Source organism: Pseudomonas sp. ITEM 17296 (assembly GCF_028895205.1).
Classification (GTDB): Bacteria; Pseudomonadota; Gammaproteobacteria; order Pseudomonadales; family Pseudomonadaceae; genus Aquipseudomonas; species Aquipseudomonas kermanshahensis.
Map to the genome: position 1 here is coordinate 308,200 of NZ_WJRS01000004.1, position 21,740 is coordinate 329,939.

20 protein-coding genes and 1 pseudogene are annotated in these 21,740 nt (G+C 63.2%); 10 read left to right on the top strand and 11 right to left on the bottom strand.

Annotation, left to right across the window (positions count from 1 at the left end):
- Window positions 1-200 precede the first annotated feature (200 nt).
- Complete coding sequence (locus GIB19_RS07415) at window positions 201-2,228, top strand: DUF4034 domain-containing protein (protein WP_274884843.1); 2,028 nt, start codon at window positions 201-203, stop codon at window positions 2,226-2,228.
- A 3-nt stretch (window positions 2,229-2,231) separates the two neighbouring features.
- Here the strand turns inward: GIB19_RS07415 and GIB19_RS07420 are convergent, their stop codons facing one another.
- Window positions 2,232-2,492, bottom strand: a complete 261-nt coding sequence (locus tag GIB19_RS07420) for an accessory factor UbiK family protein (protein WP_027592202.1) — start codon at window positions 2,490-2,492, stop codon at window positions 2,232-2,234.
- A gap of 385 nt (window positions 2,493-2,877) precedes the next feature.
- Between GIB19_RS07420 and glnK the strand changes: the two genes are divergently transcribed.
- The 3 genes from glnK (at window position 2,878) to sutA (ending at window position 5,353) form a co-directional block, all read left to right on the top strand.
- A complete protein-coding gene (glnK, locus tag GIB19_RS07425) occupies window positions 2,878-3,216 on the top strand; it encodes a P-II family nitrogen regulator (protein WP_002555808.1) in 339 nt (112 codons plus the stop codon).
- A gap of 47 nt (window positions 3,217-3,263) precedes the next feature.
- The gene (locus GIB19_RS07430; protein ID WP_027592203.1) at window positions 3,264-4,595 is read left to right on the top strand and encodes an ammonium transporter; all 1,332 of its coding nucleotides are present in this window, start codon (window positions 3,264-3,266) and stop codon (window positions 4,593-4,595) included.
- A gap of 431 nt (window positions 4,596-5,026) precedes the next feature.
- Window positions 5,027-5,353: a transcriptional regulator SutA gene (sutA, locus tag GIB19_RS07435; protein ID WP_099430769.1), complete on the top strand. Its 327-nt coding sequence runs from the start codon at window positions 5,027-5,029 to the stop codon at window positions 5,351-5,353.
- Between the two features lie 94 nt (window positions 5,354-5,447).
- Here the strand turns inward: sutA and GIB19_RS07440 are convergent, their stop codons facing one another.
- The 6 genes from GIB19_RS07440 to lptM are packed head-to-tail and all read right to left on the bottom strand — an operon-like array spanning window position 5,448 to window position 10,058.
- Window positions 5,448-6,143 (bottom strand): HAD family hydrolase, encoded by a 696-nt coding sequence (locus GIB19_RS07440; protein ID WP_085272188.1) that lies wholly within the window; start codon window positions 6,141-6,143, stop codon window positions 5,448-5,450.
- A complete protein-coding gene (gene xerC / locus GIB19_RS07445) occupies window positions 6,140-7,039 on the bottom strand; it encodes a tyrosine recombinase XerC (RefSeq protein WP_274885108.1) in 900 nt (299 codons plus the stop codon). The genes GIB19_RS07440 and xerC overlap by 4 nt, the downstream gene beginning before the upstream one ends.
- A complete protein-coding gene (locus GIB19_RS07450; protein ID WP_099430767.1) occupies window positions 7,039-7,749 on the bottom strand; it encodes a DUF484 family protein in 711 nt (236 codons plus the stop codon). Before GIB19_RS07450 ends, xerC begins: the two co-directional genes overlap by 1 nt.
- 13 nt (window positions 7,750-7,762) lie before the next feature.
- The gene (gene dapF / locus GIB19_RS07455) at window positions 7,763-8,593 is read right to left on the bottom strand and encodes a diaminopimelate epimerase (protein ID WP_027592208.1); all 831 of its coding nucleotides are present in this window, start codon (window positions 8,591-8,593) and stop codon (window positions 7,763-7,765) included.
- Window positions 8,594-8,597: 4 nt separating this feature from the next.
- Window positions 8,598-9,845 carry a diaminopimelate decarboxylase gene (gene lysA / locus GIB19_RS07460; RefSeq protein WP_274885109.1) on the bottom strand — a complete coding sequence of 416 codons (1,248 nt, stop codon included), beginning with the start codon at window positions 9,843-9,845 and terminating at the stop codon, window positions 8,598-8,600.
- 9 nt (window positions 9,846-9,854) lie between these two features.
- Window positions 9,855-10,058, bottom strand: coding sequence for an LPS translocon maturation chaperone LptM (lptM, locus tag GIB19_RS07465; protein ID WP_033693895.1), 204 nt, complete (start codon window positions 10,056-10,058; stop codon window positions 9,855-9,857).
- 190 nt (window positions 10,059-10,248) lie between these two features.
- Here lptM and cyaY point away from each other — a divergent pair, with 190 nt between their 5' ends.
- The 3 genes from cyaY (at window position 10,249) to rnk (ending at window position 11,338) form a co-directional block, all read left to right on the top strand.
- Window positions 10,249-10,581: an iron donor protein CyaY gene (gene cyaY / locus GIB19_RS07470; protein WP_027592210.1), complete on the top strand. Its 333-nt coding sequence runs from the start codon at window positions 10,249-10,251 to the stop codon at window positions 10,579-10,581.
- A gap of 1 nt (window position 10,582) precedes the next feature.
- Window positions 10,583-10,795 (top strand): DUF1289 domain-containing protein, encoded by a 213-nt coding sequence (locus GIB19_RS07475; protein ID WP_027592211.1) that lies wholly within the window; start codon window positions 10,583-10,585, stop codon window positions 10,793-10,795.
- A gap of 132 nt (window positions 10,796-10,927) precedes the next feature.
- Entirely contained in the window at window positions 10,928-11,338 is a 411-nt protein-coding gene (gene rnk / locus GIB19_RS07480; RefSeq protein WP_027592212.1) for a nucleoside diphosphate kinase regulator, read from the top strand.
- 69 nt (window positions 11,339-11,407) lie between these two features.
- On the opposite strand, the gene GIB19_RS07485 is transcribed toward rnk, so the two are convergent.
- Window positions 11,408-14,266, bottom strand: a complete 2,859-nt coding sequence (locus GIB19_RS07485; RefSeq protein WP_274885110.1) for a class I adenylate cyclase — start codon at window positions 14,264-14,266, stop codon at window positions 11,408-11,410.
- A 199-nt stretch (window positions 14,267-14,465) separates the two neighbouring features.
- On the opposite strand from GIB19_RS07485, the gene GIB19_RS07490 reads away from it, so the two are divergent.
- Complete coding sequence (locus GIB19_RS07490; protein ID WP_027592214.1) at window positions 14,466-14,921, top strand: YaiI/YqxD family protein; 456 nt, start codon at window positions 14,466-14,468, stop codon at window positions 14,919-14,921.
- A gap of 189 nt (window positions 14,922-15,110) precedes the next feature.
- On the opposite strand, the gene elbB is transcribed toward GIB19_RS07490, so the two are convergent.
- Window positions 15,111-15,779 (bottom strand): isoprenoid biosynthesis glyoxalase ElbB, encoded by a 669-nt coding sequence (gene elbB, locus GIB19_RS07495; RefSeq protein ID WP_027592215.1) that lies wholly within the window; start codon window positions 15,777-15,779, stop codon window positions 15,111-15,113.
- Window positions 15,780-15,891: 112 nt separating this feature from the next.
- Here elbB and GIB19_RS07500 point away from each other — a divergent pair.
- Window positions 15,892-16,518, top strand: a pseudogene (locus tag GIB19_RS07500) (sterol desaturase family protein); the annotation flags it as partial.
- A 501-nt stretch (window positions 16,519-17,019) separates the two neighbouring features.
- Here GIB19_RS07500 and GIB19_RS07505 read toward each other — a convergent pair.
- Window positions 17,020-17,664, bottom strand: a complete 645-nt coding sequence (locus tag GIB19_RS07505; RefSeq protein WP_177323866.1) for a DedA family protein — start codon at window positions 17,662-17,664, stop codon at window positions 17,020-17,022.
- 216 nt (window positions 17,665-17,880) lie between these two features.
- On the opposite strand from GIB19_RS07505, the gene ppk1 reads away from it, so the two are divergent.
- Window positions 17,881-20,118, top strand: a complete 2,238-nt coding sequence (ppk1, locus tag GIB19_RS07510) for a polyphosphate kinase 1 (protein WP_099430762.1) — start codon at window positions 17,881-17,883, stop codon at window positions 20,116-20,118.
- On the opposite strand, the gene ppx is transcribed toward ppk1, so the two are convergent.
- Window positions 20,105-21,607 carry an exopolyphosphatase gene (gene ppx, locus GIB19_RS07515; RefSeq protein WP_099430761.1) on the bottom strand — a complete coding sequence of 501 codons (1,503 nt, stop codon included), beginning with the start codon at window positions 21,605-21,607 and terminating at the stop codon, window positions 20,105-20,107. The genes ppk1 and ppx overlap by 14 nt on opposite strands.
- Between the last annotated feature and the right edge of the window lie 133 nt (window positions 21,608-21,740).

Genomic DNA, 21,740 nt, shown 5'->3' on the forward strand with positions numbered 1-21,740 from the left:
GCGGCAGCCAGGATCAGCGCAATAAGTGTGCGTCCTGGTTTTTCAGGTCAGGTATTTCCCCTGGGTTTTCTTAGAATCCGACACAAATGGATCCAATTATTTTTGCGCAGATCCAGGGTATGGCTTAGTGTTGAAGGGCTACTGTGATTGCCATGGGATGGCAACACAACTTCCTACAAATGGACTTGAGGTATTGCCCCGTGCAAACGCTCACTCGCACTCGCCAGGCAATTCGTGAACTGGTGCAGGCCAGTGCATTCGTTGAACTCAACCGCTTCTTCGACATCCTCGAAGTACGCTGGCGGCAGTCGCCGCCCGGCGAGTTTCCGGCCTACCTGGAGGCCGTCGAAGGGCACATGCTGGTCGATTGGGACAGCCAGGGCGACAAGGCCCTGACGCAGATCCTCAAGGCCTGGATCGATGCCTGCCCCAAGGCCTATCACCCTCAGGTGGTGATGGGTTTTCATTGTTTCAGCCGGGCCTGCCATATCCGCGAGTCTGCCAACACCCAGCCCATCAGCGCCGAGCGTCGGCTGGCGGCGGAGCAGGTTTGCGAGATTGGCGCGGCGCACCTGCTGCGTGCCATGGAGCGCTCGAGCCAGCCCGTGGCAGCGGCGATCGGCATGCTTAAGATCAGCGCGCATTTCGCTGAGCCAGGCTGGTTGCTGGGCCTGTTCGACGGCCAGCCGGTGCGCTTCAGCCCCTGCACTGAGGCCGACGTGGAGGTGCAAGAGGCTGCAGCGCCGCTGCTGGTGAAATACGGCCTGCTACCCCTGGCCGAACTGCCACAGGCCTTACCGGCGTGCCTGGGCGAACGGGCCGAGCAGGGGCGAGAAAACGCCCAGCACTATTGGCTGCATCAAGCACTTGGCGCATTCCCCGGCTGTTTCGAAGCGATTCAGGCTTATGCAACCTACCTGTTGCCCTGCTGGGGAGGCAGTGACGCCGCGATCGACGCCCTGGCCAGTGGGCCGCTGTGTGAGCGTTGGCGCGAGGAACAACGCAATGCACTGCGCTGGCTGGCTATCGAGGACCAGCTCGAACTGCCGCATGCCGGCCAGTCGCAGTCGATCGCTGTGTGGCTGCAGGTCTTCAAGGCATGGTCGCTGCGAGCACTCAGGCCCAGGGAGCGCGCCAACTTGCTGGCCTGGCGTGGTGCTTTGCGTGGTTGTGCTCAGCAGGATTACGCCGGCGCCCTGCGCGATTTTGCCGCCAGTGTAAATCTTTACCCTGACCTTGGGTTCGTCCCGGGCATCGGCCAGCCCTTCCGTAGTTTTGTCTGCGTCATGCTGTTCCACGCAATGAAGGATGACCAGCAGGCCTTTCGTATCGCTATCGAGCAGCTCTGCGCGAGCCGCTCGCACCCCGCCGCCTGTGCGTTGCGGGCGGTTGGGCATGCGTTTGGGCTGTGGGGTTTTCAGTGCTCGAACGAGCAGGCGCGTGTGTGGTCACTGGCTGCGGTAAAGCGCCAATGTGGCCGCCAAGGGCCGGGATTGGACGTGCTTGAAGTGCCACGCCTACTTTGGGCTGCCAACCAGCACGAGGCGGCGTTCTACCTTTATGAGCGCTGTGCCGAACTGAGCCTGCCAGAGGCTGCCCTTAGCCTTCATGACCTGCACCGAGGCGCGCTGCCCAACACCCCCGCGCAGTACCTGGACGCGAGTGCTGCCGACTATTGGTTGTTGCGCGCGGTAGAGACCGGTTGCAAGCAGGCGAAATACACCTTGGCCTGCCGTCGCATGCAAAGCGCAGAAGCCTTGAATGAGCGCAGTGCCATGCTGGCCGTCAGGCGATTGTTGAACGATGCGTTGGGCGATTTGCAGACCGCTGCCAGTGCGCGTTTGCAGCTGGGTATTCTGCTGCGTCAGTTCGGCGAACCGCAGGAACAGGCCGAAGCCGTCGACTACTTGCAGGCGCTGGTCGAGCACCCGGACGCCAGTATTGCCGCTCGCGCCAGTGCTGAACTAGGGCTGGCCTGGATGCAAGGGCATGGCACGCGCAAGCAAAGCCGCTTCGCCGCCATCGAGTGGATCAACCGTGCGGTCGCATTGCAGCCGGCGGATAACGACATCGAGCATATCCAGGCCGAGATACTCAACTCGCACAACCGGGTGAAGACACTGTTCACCTTGTGCGGCGCGACGCTGTTTCGCGGCACACTGCACGCCAGCGAGCTACCGCCGAAACCAGGTAATCGGCGCGAGGATCGATTGCAGGCCTCCGCCTGAGCCTTATTCGCTGGTCGGCGCCATCCGCGCTTCCAGCTCGGCGACCTGTTTCTCCAGGGCCTCCAGGCGGGCGCGGGTACGGGCCAGCACGACCATCTGGCTGTCGAATTCGTCGCGGCTGACCAGGTCCAGCTTGCTGAAGGCACCCTGCATCAGCACCTTGAACTGGCTTTCCAGTTCGGCGCGGGGCTGGGCGGTATCGCTGCTGAACAGGCGTGAGGCCTGGTCGCTCAGGGCATCAAGAAGGGCTTTGGGCGCGAGCATGTTCGGCTGTCCACTGAAACTGAAAAATGACCCGCAGTGTAACACGCAGCAAAACGCGGTTTGGCCAGTGAGCAAGCAGTGTGCACTGCACATTTTTCGCGCAGTGGGCCAAGCCGGCACGCACCGAAATCGTGCATCTTTTCAATGCTGGCGACTGGCCAATCCCGACTATTTCGTGCAACTCGCTGTTTTCTGGCGTTTTAGTGGAACTGGCAAGGTTTCTGCAATGACCTGTACGAGCCATGCACTGATGCAGTTCCTTGTGACCAGGCAGTGCGCACGCGGAGCCGGATGCCGACGACGCGTTACAAAGCCAACCGCTGCGCTTAGACTTGAGACGGGTTTGTTTTCCTGGGGCAAGTCCACCAAATCGGGAGAGAGTTTCATGAAGCTAGTCACAGCCATCATCAAGCCGTTCAAGCTGGACGACGTGCGCGAGTCACTGTCGGAAATCGGCGTGCAGGGCATCACCGTCACTGAAGTCAAAGGCTTCGGTCGGCAGAAGGGCCACACCGAGTTGTATCGCGGTGCTGAATACGTGGTCGACTTCCTGCCCAAGGTGAAGATCGACGTCGCCATCGACGACAAGGACCTTGATCGGGTAATCGAAGCCATCACCAAGGCAGCCAACACCGGCAAGATCGGTGACGGCAAGATCTTCGTGGTGAATCTGGAGCAGGCGATCCGCATCCGTACCGGCGAAACCGATACCGACGCGATCTAAGTAACAAAAAAAGCCTCACCAAACCCAACGCCCCAGGAGAAAACAACATGACTCTGCGTAAGATCGCAGGGCTAGGAGCCCTATTGTCCCTCGTAATGCCCGGGCTCGCCCTGGCAGAGGAAGCTGCCCCAGCGCTGAACTCCGGCGACACCGCCTGGATGTTGACCGCTACGGCGCTGGTGCTGTTCATGACCATCCCGGGCCTGGCCCTGTTCTATGGCGGCATGGTGCGTTCCAAGAACGTACTTTCGGTGATGATGCAGTGCTTCGCGATCACCGGTTTGATGAGCATTCTCTGGGTCGTCTACGGCTACAGCATGGCCTTCGATACCAGCGGTATGGAAAAGGGCGTGCTCAACTTCAATTCCTTCGTCGGTGGCTTCTCCAAGGCGTTTCTCAGCGGCGTCACGCCCGACAGCCTGACTTCGGCCACCGCATTGTTCCCTGAGGCGGTGTTCATCACCTTCCAGATGACCTTCGCCATCATCACCCCGGCGCTGATCGTTGGTGCCTTCGCCGAACGCATGAAGTTCTCCGCGATGCTGGTGTTCATGGGCATCTGGTTCACCCTGGTGTACGCACCGATCGCGCACATGGTGTGGAGCGGTGATGGCGCGCTGATGTGGGACTGGGGCGTGCTGGACTTCGCGGGCGGCACCGTGGTGCACATCAACGCAGGTATCGCTGGCCTCGTGTGCTGCCTGGTGCTGGGCAAGCGCAAAGGCTACCCGACCACGCCGATGGCCCCGCACAACCTGGGCTACACCCTGATGGGCGCTGCGATGCTGTGGATCGGCTGGTTCGGCTTCAACGCAGGTTCTGCCGCCGCCGCCAACGGCACGGCCGGCATGGCCATGCTGGTGACCCAGATCGCCACCGCCGCCGCAGCCTTGGGCTGGATGTTTGCCGAGTGGCTTGGCCACGGCAAGCCGAGCGCCCTGGGCATCGCCTCGGGTGTGGTCGCCGGCCTGGTCGCAATCACGCCTGCCGCAGGCACCGTGGGCCCGATGGGCGCCCTGGTGATCGGCCTGGCTTCGGGTGTGATCTGCTACTTCTGCGCCACTAGCTTGAAGCGCAAGCTGGGCTATGACGATTCGCTGGATGCCTTCGGCGTACACGGTATCGGCGGTATCGTCGGCGCCATCCTTACCGGTGTGTTCGCCGCACCGGCCTTGGGCGGCTTCGGCACGGTCACCGATATCGGCATGCAGGTCTGGATCCAGGCCAAAGGCGTGATTTTCACCGTGGTCTACACCGCCATCGTCACCTACGTGATCCTCAAGGTGCTGGACCTGGTGATGGGCCTGCGGGTCAACGAAGAAGAAGAGTCGGTCGGCCTCGACCTGGCTCAGCACAACGAACGCGGCTACAACCTGTAACTGCGACGCGGTAAAAACTTGCCCGGTTCGCCGGGCATTTTTTCGTCTGATTTTTGCCATTTCCCGCACGGCAAACGGTTTATCCGTCACGTTCGCGACGTAGGCAGAAAACTTACAAGATGCCGAGCGTTTATGGAGCTTTGCTTTTTCCACGGGCGCGCTAGAATGCGCGCCGAAGGGTGTTTGACATGCAGTCCGCACGCTTCCCCAGCCTTTGCTAGGCTTGCCATTAGCGCGTGGCCAGCAGGTGGCTCAAGGATTTTGTCAGGTCCTGCCAGGAGCAGGGCCTGCAGGGTACGACCCTCCCATCAGGAGGTGGTTGCCCAAGGCAGTGGCCAACCCACGGCCAGTTGAATTTTCACTGGTGGCTGCCGGTCTACGGCTGCACTGGTCTATAACCAACCTGCTTTTCGCAAGTCATGAGGTAGAACATGAGCGACGATGATCTGGAAAACGACGACCTCGAAGTAGGCGACGAAGATGAGGCTGATGAGGGTCTCGAAGCAGCGGCTGACGACGTTGCGGAAGACGCTGGCGAAGACGATAGCCCTGCGCCCACTGCCAAAGGCAAGTCCAAGGCCGCTGTCTCGGTAGACGAGATGCCGAGCATGGAAGCCAAGCAGAAGGAGCGCGATGCCCTGGCCAAAGCGATGGAAGAGTTCCTTTCGCGCGGTGGCAAGGTGCAGGAAGTGGAGGCCAACGTGGTCGCCGATCCGCCCAAGAAGCCGGACAACAAATACGGCAGCCGCCCTATCTGAGTGGCCGCCCACAAAAAAGCCCGCCGTCGCTGCGGGCTTTTTTGTGCGTGTCTGCTAGGCCGCTCCTACAAGGGACCTTACGGGGGCCGTGCTTTCAGCGCCAGCGCGCCATTACCTCAGGCAGTTGCGAAAGCCGCTGGATCTCGGCATCGGGTGCCCGCTCACCGGCCCAGGCCTTGCCTTGTGGGTTGAACCACACGGCCCGCAGCCCGGCCCGTTGGGCACCGGCGATGTCATCGCCGGGGTGGTCACCCACATGCACCGCCGCGCTGGCCTCGACCTCGCCACGTTTCAGCGCCTCCAGAAACGGTGCCGGGTCCGGTTTGCCGATGCCCAGGTCCTCGGCGCACAAGGCAAAGCGGAAGTAGTCCGCCAAGCCCAGGCGGCTCACATCGGCGTTGCCGTTGGTGACCACCCCCAGGGTGTACTGGTGGCGCAGGATTTCCAGCACCGGCTGCACCTCAGGGAAGATTTCTACCTGGTGGCGTGCATGCAGGAACACTTCAAAGCCTTCGTTGGCCAGCGCCTGCGCGTGCTTTTCGCTGTAGCCGACTTCTTCCAGGGCATGGAACAGCACCCGCCGGCGCAGGGCGCTGATACGGTGCTTGAGGCCGGGCTCGGCCTGCACCAGGCGCTCGCGAATGGCGAACAGGTGTTCGACCGGTACGCCGCCGAGGATCGGCGCGTTGGCTTCGAGCCAGTCGCGCAGGACCACTTCAGCGCTGGCAATCACCGGCGCGGTGTCCCACAGGGTGTCATCGAGGTCGAAGGTGATCAGCTTGATGCTCATGAGTCTGTGCCTTTGCTGCGTTTGGCCCGAGGGTGGGCGCTGTCGTACACCGCGGCCAGGTGCTGGAAGTCCAGGTGGGTGTAGATTTGCGTAGTGCTGATGTCGGCATGGCCGAGCATCTCTTGCACCGCACGCAGGTCCTGGGACGATTCCAGCAGATGGCTGGCGAAAGAATGGCGAAGCATGTGCGGGTGCAGGTGCTGGCCCAGCTCGCGCTCGCCGGCGACCTTGACCCGCATCTGGATGGCCCGTGGGCTCAGGCGATTACCCTGGCGCGTAATGAACACGGCGCTGTCGCGTGGGCCGCCGATGCCGCGCAGGCGCAACCACGCTTGCAGGGCCTCGCGGGCTTGACGGCCGACAGGCAGTACGCGCGCCTTGCCACCCTTGCCCAGCACCTGCACCAGCCCGCCGGCAAGGTCGAGGTATTCGAGGTCGAGGCCAGCCAGTTCGGACAGGCGCAGGCCTGACGAATAGAACAGTTCGAGGATGGCCTGGTCACGTCGGGCAATGAAGTCGTCGTCGACGCCGCCGTCGAGCAGTTGCAGGGCGCGGTCGGTATCCAGCGTCTTGGGCAGGCGGCGCTCGCCCTTGGGCGCAGACAGGCCGCTGGCCGGGTCGTGCTGGCACAGCCCTTCACGGTTCAGGTATCGGTACAAGCCGCGCACGGCCGACAGCAGGCGCGCCAGGCTGCGCGAGGATTGGCCTTGGTGGTGCTGACGGGCGATCAACTGGCGTAGCTGCTGGATTTGCAGCGCTTGCCAGCCGGCGATGCCCTGATCGTTGCAGTAGGCAATGACCTTGTCGAGGTCACGGCGGTAGGCCAGCAGGGTGTGCTCGGACACCTGGCGCTCATTGCGCAGGTGTGCGCAATAAGCCTCCAGCTGGCGTTCCATCAGCGCACCGGACGCAGGGTCTGGGTAACGCGCGGCACGACACGGCCCAGCACCTCGGCAATGTAGCCGAGGAACAGGGTGCCGACGCTGCTCTTGTAGTGTTGCGGGTCGCGGCTGCCAATCGCCAGTACGCCGTGCAGCCCTTGGTATTCGAGGGCGGCAACGGCGCTGGAGCCGACTTCGAGGCGCTGATCTTCACCGAACAGGAACGCCAGCTCATGGTCGCGCAGGTTGCCGCTGACCGTTTTGCCGCCCCCCAGCAGGCCGCCGATGGCTTGGTGCGCCTCGGCGTTGCTGACCCAGCGGCCCACTGGCGCGACGTTATCGCCGAACAGGATCAGGCTGACGAAGGGCACCTGGAACTCCTGGCGCAGGCTGTCTTCGACCGCCATCACCACTTCTTCCAGGCTGCCAGCATCGAGCAGGTCGAGGATCAGCCGGCGGGTCTTGTCGAACAGCCGGTCGTTGTCTCGCGCCACGTCCATCAATTGCGACAGGCGATGGCGCATCTCGATGTTGCGGTCGCGCAGCAGCTTGAGCTGGCGCTCCACCAGCGACACGCTGTCGCCACGCTGGTGGGGGATGCGCTGCTCGACCAGCAGTTCGTCGTGCTCGGCGAAGAAGGTCGGGTGGGCGCGCAGGTACGCGACCACCGCCTCGGCATCGAGCTCGGTGGACTGCTGGGGTACAACCTTGGGCTGATCGGTCATGGCGGTTACTCGCTTAGAGACGAACCTGTCCTTCGTAGACGCGTACGGCCGGGCCGGTCATCAACACGGGCTTGCCGGGGCCGGCCCATTCGATGTGCAGGCGGCCACCCGGCAGGTCGAGGGTCACCGGTGAGTCCATCCAGCCTTGGCTGATAGCCGCCACGGCCGCAGCGCAAGCGCCGGTGCCGCAGGCCTGGGTCTCGCCGGCACCGCGTTCCCAGACCCGCAGGTTGGCACGGTGACGGTCGATGACCTGGATGAAGCCAGCGTTGACCCGCTGCGGGAAGCGCGGATGGTTTTCGATCTTCGGGCCCAGGGCATGCACAGGCGCGGTATGCACGTCATCGACGCGCAACACGGCATGTGGGTTGCCCATGGACACAGCGGCAATGGCGTGAACCTCGCCGTCGACTTCCAGTGGGTAACTCAGTGCCTGCTCGTCGGCGACGAAGGGGATTTCGGCCGGCACCAGGCGCGGCGGGCCCATGTCGACACTCACCTGGCCGTCGTTCTGCACGTCCAGCTCGATGATGCCGCTCTTGGTTTCGACGCGGATGCGCTTTTTCGCGGTCAGGCGCTTGTCCAGCACGAAGCGGGCAAAGCAGCGCGCACCGTTGCCGCACTGTTCGACTTCGGAGCCGTCGGCATTGAAGATCCGGTAGCGGAAGTCCACTTCTGGATTGTTCGGTGCCTCGACGATCAGCAGCTGGTCGAAGCCGATGCCGGTGTGGCGGTCGCCCCATTGCTTGGCATGCTTAGGCTGGATGTGTGCGTGCTGGCTGACCAGGTCGAGGACCATGAAGTCATTGCCCAGCCCATGCATCTTGGTGAAACGCAGCAGCATGGGCTCACTCCGGCAGCAGGCTTTCGCCAGCATACAGTTCGGCGACGATTTCGCGGCGGCGTACTTCGAACGCCTGGTCACCGTCGACCAGGATTTCGGCGCAACGGCCACGGGTGTTGTAGTTCGAACTCATGACAAAACCATAGGCGCCGGCAGACTGCACAGCCAGTAGATCGCCTTCGGCCAGGTTCAGCTCGCGCTCCTTGGCAATGAAGTCGCCGGTTTCGCAGATCGGCCCGACCAGGTCGTAGGCGCGGCCTTGGCCTTCGCGTGGGGTGACCGCGCTGACGCCCATCCAGGCCTGGTACAGGGCCGGGCGGATCAGGTCGTTCATCGCCGCATCGATGATGGCGAAGTCTTTGTGTTCGGTGTGCTTGAGGTACTCGACGCGGGTCAGCAGAACACCGGCGTTGGCCACGATGTAGCGGCCCGGCTCGAAGACCAGGGCCAGGTCGCGGTCGCCGACGCGCGCGCGGATGGCCTTGATGTAGTCAGCCACCAAAGGCGGCTCTTCATCGCGGTAGCGCACGCCAACGCCGCCACCCAGGTCAAGGTGGCGCAGGTGGATGCCGCAGTCGGCCAGGCGGTCGACCAGGTCCAGCAGGCGGTCGAGGGCATCGAGGAACGGCTCGACGGTGGTCAACTGCGAACCGATGTGGCAGTCGACACCGACCACGTCCAGGTTCGGCAGTTGGGCGGCACGCACGTAGATGGCTTCGGCGTCGGCGATGGCGATGCCGAATTTGTTTTCTTTGAGGCCGGTGGAGATGTACGGGTGGGTGCCGGCGTCGACGTCCGGGTTGACCCGCAGCGAGACCGGGGCAACCTTGCCCATCTCGGCGGCCACCACTTGCAGGCGCTCAAGCTCGTCGGTGGATTCGACGTTGAAGCAGTGCACGCCGACCTCCAGCGCGCGGCGCATGTCTTCGCGGGTCTTGCCGACACCGGAGAACACCACACGATCAGCACGGCCGCCAGCGGCCAGTACACGCTCCAGCTCACCGCCGGAGACGATGTCGAAGCCTGCGCCCATACGGGCCAGCACGTTCAGCACACCGAGGTTGGAGTTGGCTTTGACTGCGAAGCACACCAGGTGTTCGACGCCTTGCAGCGCGTCGGTATAGCTGCGGTACTGGGCTTCGATGTGGGCGCGCGAGTACACGTAGGTCGGGGTGCCGAAACGTTCGGCGATGGCCGACAGGGCTACACCTTCCGCGAACAGTTCACCGTCGCGGTAATTGAAAGCGTTCATCTGATTTCCTTACTGCTCTGGCGTTTGCTCGGGCTGGATAGGCTGCTCTTCTTGCGGCTGTACCGCCGGAGCGTGCTTGTGCTGATGCGACTTCTGGCTGCCCTTGCCGTCCTTGCCGTCTTCCGGCAGGTACAGGGGGCCCTTCTGACCGCAGGCCGAAACGAGGCAGGCAACCGCGACCAGCGCCGCGAGCGAGGAAATCAGGCGCTTCATGGGTGAAATCCTTTGAAATATGCAGTATTGCGCCCGAGTATACCGAGCGACCGGCGGATTGCCTATGCAAGAGCCGGTCCGCCGGGCGGGCTATTCTTGCCGCCTGCAATGGCTAATCTTTGCATTCGGCGGCAAGCGCCCGTATCTTGCCCGGCTTGCCTGTAACGCAGCCAATTTCGAGGTTCCTGCAATGAGTTTGAGCGAAGCGCGTTTCCATGATCTGGTCGACGCGACCCAACAGGCCCTGGAAGACCTGTTCGACGAGAGCGGCATGGACCTGGACATGGAGAACTCCGCCGGTGTCCTGACCATCAAGTTCGACAACGGCAGCCAGTTGATCTTCAGCCGCCAGGAGCCCCTGCGCCAGTTGTGGCTGGCGGACAAGTCGGGTGGCTTCCACTTCGACTACGACGAAGAGAGCAAGAAGTGGATCTGCGAGAAGAGCGAAGAGCTGCTCGGCGAGATGCTGGAGCGCATCGTCTGGGAGCGGGCCGGCGAGAAGCTGGACTTCGACGAGATCTGAGATGAGTGAGCAGCCGCGGCCGCCCAAGCCGCTCTACAGCAATGTCAGCACGGCCGTGAAGTCGCCGTGCATCAGCGTCTGCCGCCTGGATGAGCAGCGTGTCTGCACCGGCTGCCACCGCCCTGTGGAGCACATCCGCGAATGGCGGTCTGCAGATGACGAGCGGCGCCGGCAGATCTGCCGCGAAGCCGAGGCCTTGCGCGCACGGGCTTGAGTATTTGCCCGGCTGTGGTAGTGTCAGGTTCTGCGTCGGTGACGCCAAAGTCATCATAAACCCCGCCCTTGGGCGGGGTTTTGCTTTATTTGCCCGACGAAAATTGCCTGTTCAAAGGAGTCTGACTGGATCATGAGCACCAAGCCTTCCCTCATCCTCACCCGATTGGACGTACAACGTCTCGAGCGTCTGATCGACAGCCTCGACGAAAGTACGCCGGGTGTGCTCGCCCTGCAGGACGAGCTTGACCGCGCCGAACAGGTGGTCGGTCACGAGGACGTCCCGGCCGGGGTGGTGACCATGAACTCGCGCGTGCACTGCCGTGAAGAGGCCAGCGGCAAGGACTACCACTTGACCCTGGTGTACCCGAAGGATGCTGGGCCGGAAGGCAAGGTGTCGATCCTGGCGCCGATTGGTTGTGCCTTGCTGGGCCTTTCGGTCGGTGAGCAGATCGACTGGCCGGCGCCGGGCGGCAAGACCCTCAAGCTGAAGCTGCTGGAAGTCGAGTACCAGCCAGAAGCGGCGGGTGATTTCGACCTGTGAGCCTTGAGGGCCGCTGCGCCAAGTCTCCTGTGGCAGCGGGCAAGCCCGCTCCCATACGGCCCCGCTGGTTCACCCCCCGACCGCTGCCTGCAACTGCTCTAGCCCCTCATTCAGCGCCTGTTCCAGCTCCCGCTTGTAACGCAGGTACAAAACGGTCGCGCCCAGCTCATCACCCAGCAGTTCGGACAAATCCAGGTCGGTAATGTAGCAGCGGTAATGACCGGCGCTGCGGCGTTGCCCGATGATCTGCCGGGCGACCACGGCGTACAGCTGGTCGCCATGGTCCAGCTCGGAGAACTCCTGCTGGTCACAGTACAACGTCACCGTCACGGCGCCCGCGGCACCGCCCTGGATAATCGCCTGAACCTCATAGTACGGCTGGCCGCTGCCCTCGACAGGCACCAGCCGTGGCTCGATGCTGCGCGCCTTGCCCGGGCCTGACGGCAACAACTGCCCATAGTGGATATCCAGCGAAGCAGGGCGCAGGGCGTCCAGCGGCAGTTGGGTATCGCGGCGCATCAGCACCGAACGCAGGAAGCGTTGCAGCGGCAGCAGCAGATGGGCTTCATCCTGCAATGGCAGGCGCTGTTGCCACAGCGCGTTGTACTCATCCAGCACATACAGATCGGCCCAGGCGCCTTGCAGGCGATAGAACACTTGGATGCACGCGGGCCGCCCCTGCTCCAGCACCAGTGCCAGGTCGTGGTCCTGCAGGGCATTGGCGTCCAGGTGCAGCGGGCTGTAGCGGCTGCGTTCTTCGCTCAGGTAGTCCAGCAGCGCCTCATGGTTGGCCAGGGTCGCCAGGCTTACCTGGCCGGGCAGCAGCTCCAGCACATGGGTGTGCTGGGCCACCTGCAGCAGGTAGCGGTAGTTCGCCCCCTGGTCGAGCAACTGTTGCACCGTGGCGAAAACCTCCTCGACCCGCTGCTCGATGGCCTGGGCGCGGTTGTGGCAGAAGCAACGCACCTGTAGCCGGGGACGGTGGCCGCGCTGGCCGAGGCTGTTGAGGTAGTCGCGCAGGCAGCGCAGCAATGCGTGCTCGCCGTCGTAGCGCTGCACCAGCACTTCGTTCCAGCTGTTGAGGGTGACCTGGTCCAGCGTCAGCACCAGGTTTTCGCGCACGCCGGCGTAGCTCAGCGAGTCGGTGCGCTCGGTGGTCATCAGGATGTTCAGGTCGCGGTGCTGGCGCAGCGGGTCGATGCCGACGTTGATCAGCAACAGGATTTCGTCGGCCACACTGGGTTGCAGCAGGCGGACTTCGCTGACGGTCGGCAGCGGCAGGTCGAGGGTCTGCTGCAAGCTGCCCAGCAGGTTGAACAGCTCGAGCTCGCGCAGGTCACTGGCGCCAGGGTGCACGGCGAAGCGTGTACTGCTGTCGATGACGCCATTGCGATGGGCCCAGGTCAGCAGTTCGAGCAGCTCGCGGCAGCGTTTGATAGGGCTGAAATGCGTGACCTCGTGCGTGCTCAGGTTACCGGTGTAAAGCTCCCAGTGGTGGCTACCCGGCTCTTTGCGGTTGGGGGCCTGGACCAGGGTGAGGGTGCCCTCTGCCAGGTCCGGGGCGATCCCAGGGTTGATCACCTCGGTCTTGCCGGCACGGCGCTCGAAGGCGGCGTACAGGCGCCGGCCCAGCACATTGAGGTCACGCTGGTCGGCGCGGCTGCTGGCGTTGCGGGTCTGGGCGAACTGGCTGAGGAAGCGGTAGCTGTGGTTCAGCTCAGCCACCAGCTCGCGGCGTTCGACCGCGACCTGGCCAACCTTCCATTGGCTGCGGCTGTCGAGCAGGGCCAGCTGGCGCTCGTCCCAACCCCATTCGTCCGCCAGGCGCTGCAGCAATTGGCGCTGCCAACCGTTGGCGCGCACTTGGCCGCTGAGTTTCTTGTTGACCTTCAGGTACAGGCTGCGCCTGACCAGCTCGAGGCGCGCCGTTTCGCCGCGTTGTCGCAGATAGTGCTCGATGCGCCGATAGACCATCACGTAAGGGTCCAGCTCGTCGAGGTCGAGCTGGTTGGCGAACACCGCATGCTTGTAGTCCAGGCTCAAGCAGCGCACGGCAGGGTGCTCGCTGGCGTAGGCTTCGGTCAGCAGCAGTTTGAGCAGCGATTTGTAGGGCGAGTCGATGCCTTTGAACAGTTGCCACAGCCCTGCACCCACGAACTCGCCGGGGGGGATATGCGCCAGGTTGCCGAGGTCGAGCACGTCCTGGCTGCGGATGAAGCGCTTGCTGAGCAAGGTCTGCGTATAGGCACTGTAGTTGTGCTCTTCGTAGACCGGCACCAGCCACCACAGCGGCGTACGCCCAGCCAGCCAGATGGCGGTGCGGTAGAACTCGTCGAGCAGCAGGTAATGCTGGGTGGTGCCGCAGTCGTCGGAGCCAAGCTGGCCGTCCCGCTCGCCTTGTGCAAAGCCTTGCGGGTCGATGAGGAAGAAGTGTGCCTCGGCGCCCAGGCTGGCGGCCCAGGTTTCCAGCAGTTGGCATTTGCGGCGCAGTTCGTTCAGCAGGTCATCACCCAGGCCTGGCGCATGGCAGACCCACAAGTCCATGTCGCTTTGTTCGGCCTGGGCCAGCGAGCCCAGGCTGCCCATCAGGAACACGCCATGGATTGGGCGCGCTGCCTGCCCCTGGCGGGCCTTGTAGGCGAACGAGCGTGCCAGCCGTTGCGCTTCGGCGACCAGCTCGTCGGCAGGCTCGAAACCGGCCACCCCGGCGGGCGTGCTGCTGGAGACATAGCCGGGCAGCAGTGGGTGGTTGACGTGGAACAGCAGCGGCAACAGCGTCAGTACCTGTTGCTGGCGGGTCGACAGCCCCTCCATCGCACGTTGCAGGCGACCTTGGTTGAGCGTCAGAAAGCGCGCACGCAAGGTCGCCAGAACTTTGCGGTCGATGCCTTCGTCCAGGTCTGGGCGGATTTCTTGGGGGTGGTTCATTGCGCGCTCGTGGCAGGCCAGTAGGGCTGCGGCGAGTTTAGCCTGAGTGAACCAGTCGGATAAGCGCTAAATCGATTTGTTGGCGTCATTTTTCCAGCGTCCTTGCGTGTGGGTGAAACCCGCCGACTCCAGCTTTCAGCCCGCTTCGGGCATGATGGGCTGCATGAGCGTAGTCTCGCTGATTTAGAGGTGTTTACGGATGCGTGTATGGATCGATGCCGACGCTTGCCCCAAGGCGGCAAAGGATTTGATCGTCAAGTTCGCCCTCAAGCGCAAACTCGAGGTGGTGATGGTGGCAGGCCAAGCGCAAAGCAAGCCGGCCTTTGCCTGTGTGCGGCTGATCGTGGTACCCAGCGGTATGGATGCGGCCGACGACTATTTGGTCGACAACGCCGAGCCTGGTGAGCTGGTGATCTGCAGCGACGTGCCGTTGGCCGATCGGCTGGTCAAGAAAGGCGTGGCGGCGCTGGACCCGCGCGGGCGCGAGTTTGACGAGCGCAACATGGGCGACCGGCTGGCGACGCGCAACCTGTTCACCGATTTGCGCGAGCAAGGGCAGGTTGGGGGAGGGCAGGCGCCGTATGGCGAGCGCGAGAAACAGGCATTCGCCAATGCGCTGGACCGGATTATCGCGCGCTTGTCCAAGCCCACCTGACGTCCACGGCTTTTGTACGCGCTTGTCTAAACCCACCTGACGTGCATGGCTTTTGTAGGAGCGGCCTTGCGTCGCGAAAGGGCCGCGCAGCGGCCCCACGATCTGCGCATCAGGCATAGATTGCCGGGGCCGCTGCGCAGCCCTTTCGCGACGCAAGGCCGCTCCTACAAAGGCAGGGCAGGCTGGGGGTTATTGGTCGCCCTCGTGGGTCAGCTCCAGCACCCGGTCTACCAGCTTGTAGATCCCACCGGCCGCTTCGCTGATCGACTTGGCAACCATGTAGGCCGGGGTCGTCACCAGCTTGCGCTGGGTGTCTTCAACGATGTCGTGCACATCGCACTCTTCATGCTTGCCACCCATCTTCTCTACCGCAGCAGCCGTGCCGGCATCGTTGCCGATGGTGCAGACCACGCCTGGGCCGTAAATCTTCGCCGCCAGTGCTGGCGAGATGCAGATCAGCCCAACCGGTTTGCAGGCATCGGCAAAGGCTTCGGCCAGGGCCAGCACGTCTGGGTTGACGCTGCAGTTGGTGCCTTCGACGGCAAAGTTGGAGAGGTTTTTCGCCGCCCCGAAACCACCGGGCACAATCAGTGCATCGAAGTCTTCGGCATTGGCTTCGCGGATGTCCTTGACCTCGCCACGGGCAATACGCGCCGACTCCACCAGCACGTTGCGCGACTCGGGCATTTCTTCGCCGGTCAGGTGATTGATCACATGCATCTGCGCGATGTTCGGCGCAAAGCACTGCACCTGCGCCCCGCGCTGGTCGAGGCGCAGCAGGGTGATCACGCTTTCGTGGATTTCGGCGCCGTCATAGACGCCACAGCCGGAAAGTATCACCGCTACTTTTTTCGTCATGCTCATTACTCCAGTGTCGAGGCGCTAAATGTCCTCTAGTTTGGCAGATGTAGCCATAGGGATTCCCGCGGTCGCGGCCTAATCTTTGTGGATAACGCCTGAGGTCGTCACCATGGACCTGATACTGCTGGCCGTGCCGTTCTTCTTCGTATTGATCGCCGTCGAGCTGGTGGCTGACCGCGTGCGTGGCCAGCGTAATTACACCCTGGCCGACGCGATCAACAGCCTGAGTACAGGCGCCTTGTCGACCAGCACTGGCCTGTTGACCAAAGGTGTCGGGCTGCTGACCTATGCCTTGGCCTGGGAGCATCTGGCGCTGCTGCGCTTGCCCCAGCAAGCGTGGTGGGTGTGGGTGCTGGCGTTCGTCCTGTACGACCTCTGCTACTACTGGCTGCACCGCCTGGGGCACGAACGCAACGTGCTGTGGGCGGCTCATTCGGTGCACCATCAGAGCGAGGAGTACAACCTCACCACGGCGCTGCGCCAGACCAGCAGCGGCTTCATCTTTTCGTGGATCTTCTACCTGCCATTGGCGCTGATTGGCGTGCCGCCCCTGGTGTTCATCACCGTGGCGTCGCTGAACCTGCTGTACCAGTTCTGGGTGCATACCCGGCACATTGCCAAACTCGGTTGGCTTGAGTGGATCTTCATCACGCCATCCAACCATCGCGTCCACCATGCGCAAAATCCTGTTTACTTGGATCGCAATTACGGCGGCGTGTTCATTCTCTGGGACCGCCTGTTCGGAACGTTCAAAGAAGAGGACCCGGCCGAGCCTGTGGTGTTCGGCGTGACCACCCCGCTGGCCAGCTGGAACCCGCTGTGGGCGAACCTGCAGTTTTACGCCCAGCTGTGGCGTGATGCCCGGCGCACGCGCAGCGTGTGGGACAAGTGGCGGATCTGGTTCATGCCCACGGGCTGGCGCCCGGCCGATGTCGCGGCGCGTTACCCGCAGGCCAAGCCGGACCTGGCGCTGTTTCGCAAGTTCGAGGTTGCCCTGGTGCGGGCGCAGCAGGCCTATATAGCGGCGCAGTTCGTCGTCTATGTGGCATTGGGCAGCTATTTGATGGAGGCCGCGGAGCGCGTGCCTGCCGCCGCCCTGATACTGGGCTGGTCGGTCATGGCCTTGGGCCTGTTCGTGCTCGGCGCGCTGCTGGAGAACCGGCCCTGGGCCGTGCGCCTGGAGTGGGCGCGGTTGCTGTCGAATGCGCCAGCGCTGTACCTGGCTGGCGCTCTGGGCTTAGCGGTGATCACGCCGCTTGGGTGGGTCCTGCTCCTGGCTTACAGCCTGCTCAGCGTCTGGGGCCTGAGCCAGTGCCGCCGCCTTGCGCTCCGCGCGCAGGGTGCGGAAGCGCCGGCGCAGCCAGAGCAGGACGCCGAGCAACAACAGGCCGCCGAGCACCCATAGCTCGTACTTCTTCACATTGCCCAACAAGCCTTCGAGGATGGCGCCGAAGTGGTAGGCCGCTGCGCCCAGGGCCAGCGCCCAGATGGCGGCACCGAGGCCGTTGAGCAGCAGATAGCGGCGCGGCGGATAGCCCGACAGGCCAATGGCCACCGGCATGACCGTGCGCAGCCCATAGACGAAGCGGAAGCTCAGCACCCAGATGTCGGGGTGGCGGCGGATGTGGTCCAGCGCCCGATCACCCATGGCCTGCCAGCGCGGTTTGCGTGCCAGGATCTTGCGCCCATGGCGACGGCCCATGAAGTACCACAGCTGATCGCCGGCATAGCTGCCGAAGAAGGCCACCAGGCACACCAGCTTGATGTCCATGTAACCGCGGAACGCGAGGAAACCCGCAAGCACCAGGATGGTCTCGCCTTCAAAAAAGGTGCCTAGAAAAAGGGCGAAGTAGCCGAAATCCTGCAGGAATTGTTGAAGCATTTTCTGAGGTGCTGGCGAAATGAACGCGCAGCCTACCCCTTCGCGCGCGTGGATGAAAGTGTCCAAATGTGTCTCGACGTGAACAATTCCTACAAGGACAATGCCTTCGGCCACAAGTCGCAGGCTTGCCAGTGGGTGTAACACAGGCGTCATAATGGCCGCTTATCGTCCCGCTCAATTGATGATAGGGCGTTAACGTCCTCCAGGAACGTCCAGATGAATAATGAAGTGCTCACCCCTGTCGCGATCAAGGACGCCCAGGCAGTCCCCGAAGAGATGGTGCAAACCCCGCCAGACCTGCCGCCGGCGCCAGAGCCAGAGCCTGTGGTCGAGGCCGCGGCACCGGCCCCCGCGCCGGCACCGGCGATCACCGTCCCGGGCCTTGACGACAGCAGCCTGTACATTCATCGCGAGCTGTCGCAGCTGCAGTTCAACATTCGGGTACTGGAGCAGGCACTGGACGAGAGCTACCCGCTGCTCGAGCGTCTGAAATTCCTGCTGATCTTCTCCAGCAACCTCGACGAATTCTTCGAGATCCGCGTCGCCGGCCTGAAGAAGCAGATCAATTTCGCCCGCGAACAGGCCGGGGCCGACGGCTTGCAGCCGCACCAGGCGCTGGCGCGCATCAGCGAGCTGGTGCACACCGAGGTGGATCGCCAGTACGCGATCCTCAACGACGTGCTGCTGCCAGAGCTTGAAAAACACCACATCCGCTTCATCCGTCGCCGTCACTGGACGCCCAAGCTCAAGACCTGGGTGCGGCGCTTCTTCCGTGACGAGATCGCGCCGATCATCACCCCGATCGGCCTCGACCCGACGCACCCGTTCCCCTTGCTGGTGAACAAGAGCCTCAACTTCATCGTTGAGCTCGAAGGCGTCGATGCCTTCGGCCGCGACTCGGGCCTGGCGATCATCCCGGCGCCGCGCCTGTTGCCGCGGGTCATCCGCGTGCCTGAAGAAGTCGGTGGCCCGGGCGCTAACTATGTATTCCTGTCGTCGATGATCCACGCGCACGCCGACGACCTGTTCCAGGGCATGAAGGTCAAGGGCTGCTACCAGTTCCGCCTGACCCGAAACGCCGACCTGGCGCTGGACTCCGAAGAAGTCGACGACCTGGCCCGCGCCCTGCGCGGCGAGCTGTTCTCGCGCCGTTACGGTGATGCCGTGCGGCTTGAGGTGGCTGATACCTGCCCGAAACACCTGTCGGACTACCTGCTCAAGCAGTTCAGCCTGAGCGAGAGCGAGCTGTACCAGGTCAATGGCCCGGTCAACCTGACCCGCCTGTTCAGCATCACCGGCCTCGACAGCCACCCGCAGCTGCAATACATGCCGTTCACCCCGGCGATCCCCAAGCTGCTGCAGAACGCCGACAACATCTTCAGCGTGATCAGCAAGCAGGACGTGCTGCTGATGCACCCGTTCGAGTCGTTCACGCCGGTGGTCGACCTGCTGCGCCAGGCCGCCAAGGACCCGCATGTGCTGGCCGTGCGCCAGACCCTGTACCGCTCCGGTGCCAACTCGGAAATCGTCGACGCGTTGGTGGACGCTGCCCGTAACGGTAAGGAAGTCACTGCGGTGATCGAATTGCGCGCGCGTTTCGACGAAGAGTCCAACCTGCAGATGGCCAGCCGCCTGCAAGCGGCGGGTGCGGTGGTGATTTACGGGGTGGTCGGGTTCAAGACCCACGCCAAGATGATGCTGATCCTGCGGCGTGAGCAGGGCGAAATCGTCCGCTATGCGCACCTGGGTACCGGCAACTACCACGCCGGCAACGCCCGCCTGTACACCGACTACAGCCTGCTGACCTCTGACGACGCCCTCACCGAAGACGTCGGCAAGCTGTTCAGCCAGCTGATCGGCATGGGCAAGACCCTGCGCATGAAAAAGCTGCTGCACGCACCCTTCACGCTGAAGAAGGGCATGCTCGACATGATTGCCCGCGAGACCCAGTTCGCGCTCGAAGGCAAACCCGCGCACATCATCGCCAAGTTCAACTCGCTGACCGATGCCAAGGTCATCAAGGCGCTGTACAAGGCCAGCCAGTCCGGTGTGCGCATCGACCTGGTGGTGCGCGGTATGTGCTGCCTGCGGCCAGGTATTCCGGGGGTTTCGCACAACATTCACGTGCGCTCGATCATCGGCCGCTTCCTGGAGCACACCCGGGTGTTCTACTTCCTCAATGGCGGCGAGGAGCAGATCTACCTGTCCAGTGCCGACTGGATGGAGCGCAACCTCGACAAGCGCGTCGAGACTTGCTTCCCGGTCGAAGGCAAGAAGCTGTTGCTGCGGGTGAAGAAAGAGCTGGAAAGCTACCTGACCGACAACACCCATGCCTGGACGCTGCAGTCGGATGGGCGCTACGTGCGCAGCACCCCGACCGGCAACCAGAACCCGCGCAGTGCCCAGGCGACCCTGCTGGAGCGCCTGAGCAACCCGGTCCTCAACGTACGCTGAGGACGAAGCCGACCCGGGCCAGCCACTCCGCCTCGTTGGCGAAGTCGGCCTGGGTCAGCTGGTTCTGCTCCAGCCAGCCTTCTGGGAAGACCACATCGAGGCTGTTGTCGCCTGCTTGCAGCTGTACCTTCGGCATTTGCTGCGTGCCACGAATGTGGTGGAACAGGATGGCGAAGCGCAGCAGCACGCACAGGCGAATCAGCTGCACGCTTTCATCGCCGAACTCGGCGAACTTGTCCTTGGGGATGTTGCGGCGATGGCCGCGTACCAGCAGGGCCATCATCTGCTGATCCTCACGGGAAAAGCCCGACAGGTCGGAGTGCTCGATCAGGTAGGCGCCGTGCTTGTGGTAGTGATAGTGGGCGATATCCAGCCCAACTTCGTGCACTTTCGCGGCCCATCCCAGAAGATCGCGCCAATTTCCCTCTTCCAGCTTCCAGGCTTTTGCTACCTGGTCGAACGCGTGCAGTGCCTTGCGCTCGACGCGCGCGGCCTGGCCTTGGTCGACGTGGTAACGCTCCATCAATGAATTGAGGGTGCGCTCGCGCACGTCTTCGTGGTGATGGCGGCCGAGCAGGTCGAACAGCACGCCTTCGCGCAGGGCGCCGTCGCAGTGGTCCATGCGTTGCAGTTCGAGGGCGTCGAAGATGGCCTCGAGAATCGCAAGGCCTGCCGGGAAGATGGTGCGGCGGTCTGGCTTGACCCCTTCGAAGTCGATCTTGTCGACCTCGCCCAGCTTGAACAGTTTGCGTTTGACCCACGCCAGCCCTTCGGCGTTGACCTCGCCATTGCCCAGGCCGCTGGCCTTGATGGCTGCGCCGATGGCGCGGATGGTGCCGGACGAACCGATGGCTTCGTCCCAGGTCAGGCGGTGCAGGGCGTTTTCGATGCTCATCAGCTCCAGCCGCGCGGCGGTGTAGGCCTGGGCATAACGCGCCGGGGTGATCTTGCCGTCGCGGAAGTAGCGCTGGGTGAAGCTGACGCAGCCCATTTGCAGGCTCTCGCGCAGCAGTGGCTCGAACCGCTGGCCGATGATGAACTCGGTACTGCCGCCGCCGATGTCGGCGACCAGGCGCTTACCGGGGTTGTCGGCCAGGGTGTGGGAGACGCCGAGGTAGATCAGGCGGGCTTCCTCACGGCCGGAAATCACTTCCACCGGATGCCCGAGAATGGCCTCGGCGCGCTGGATGAATTCGTTGCGGTTGCGCGCCTCGCGCAGGGCGTTGGTGCCAACGATGCGCACCGCACCTGCGGGCAGCCCGTTGATCAGTTGGGCGAAGCGCTTGAGGCAGTCGAGGCCCCGTTCCATGGCTTCTTCGCTGAGCTTGCGCTCTTCGTCGATGCCGGCGGCCAGCTGAACCTTTTCCCCCAGCCGTTCGAGAATGCGGATCTCGGTGTGGTGGGCCTTGGCCACGACCATGTGAAAACTGTTGGAGCCAAGGTCGATGGCGGCGATCAGAGACAGGTTCTTCGCGTTGGTATGCGGCATGATCTGGATGTTCTCGGTCGTTAACCTGGCAATCGTGCCACGATACGGGGCTGTCGCCAACGCGTGGCACGCCAAGGCTTGATGCAGGGCAATGTGCCATTCGATGTTATGACACGCATATGACAGTTTCGAT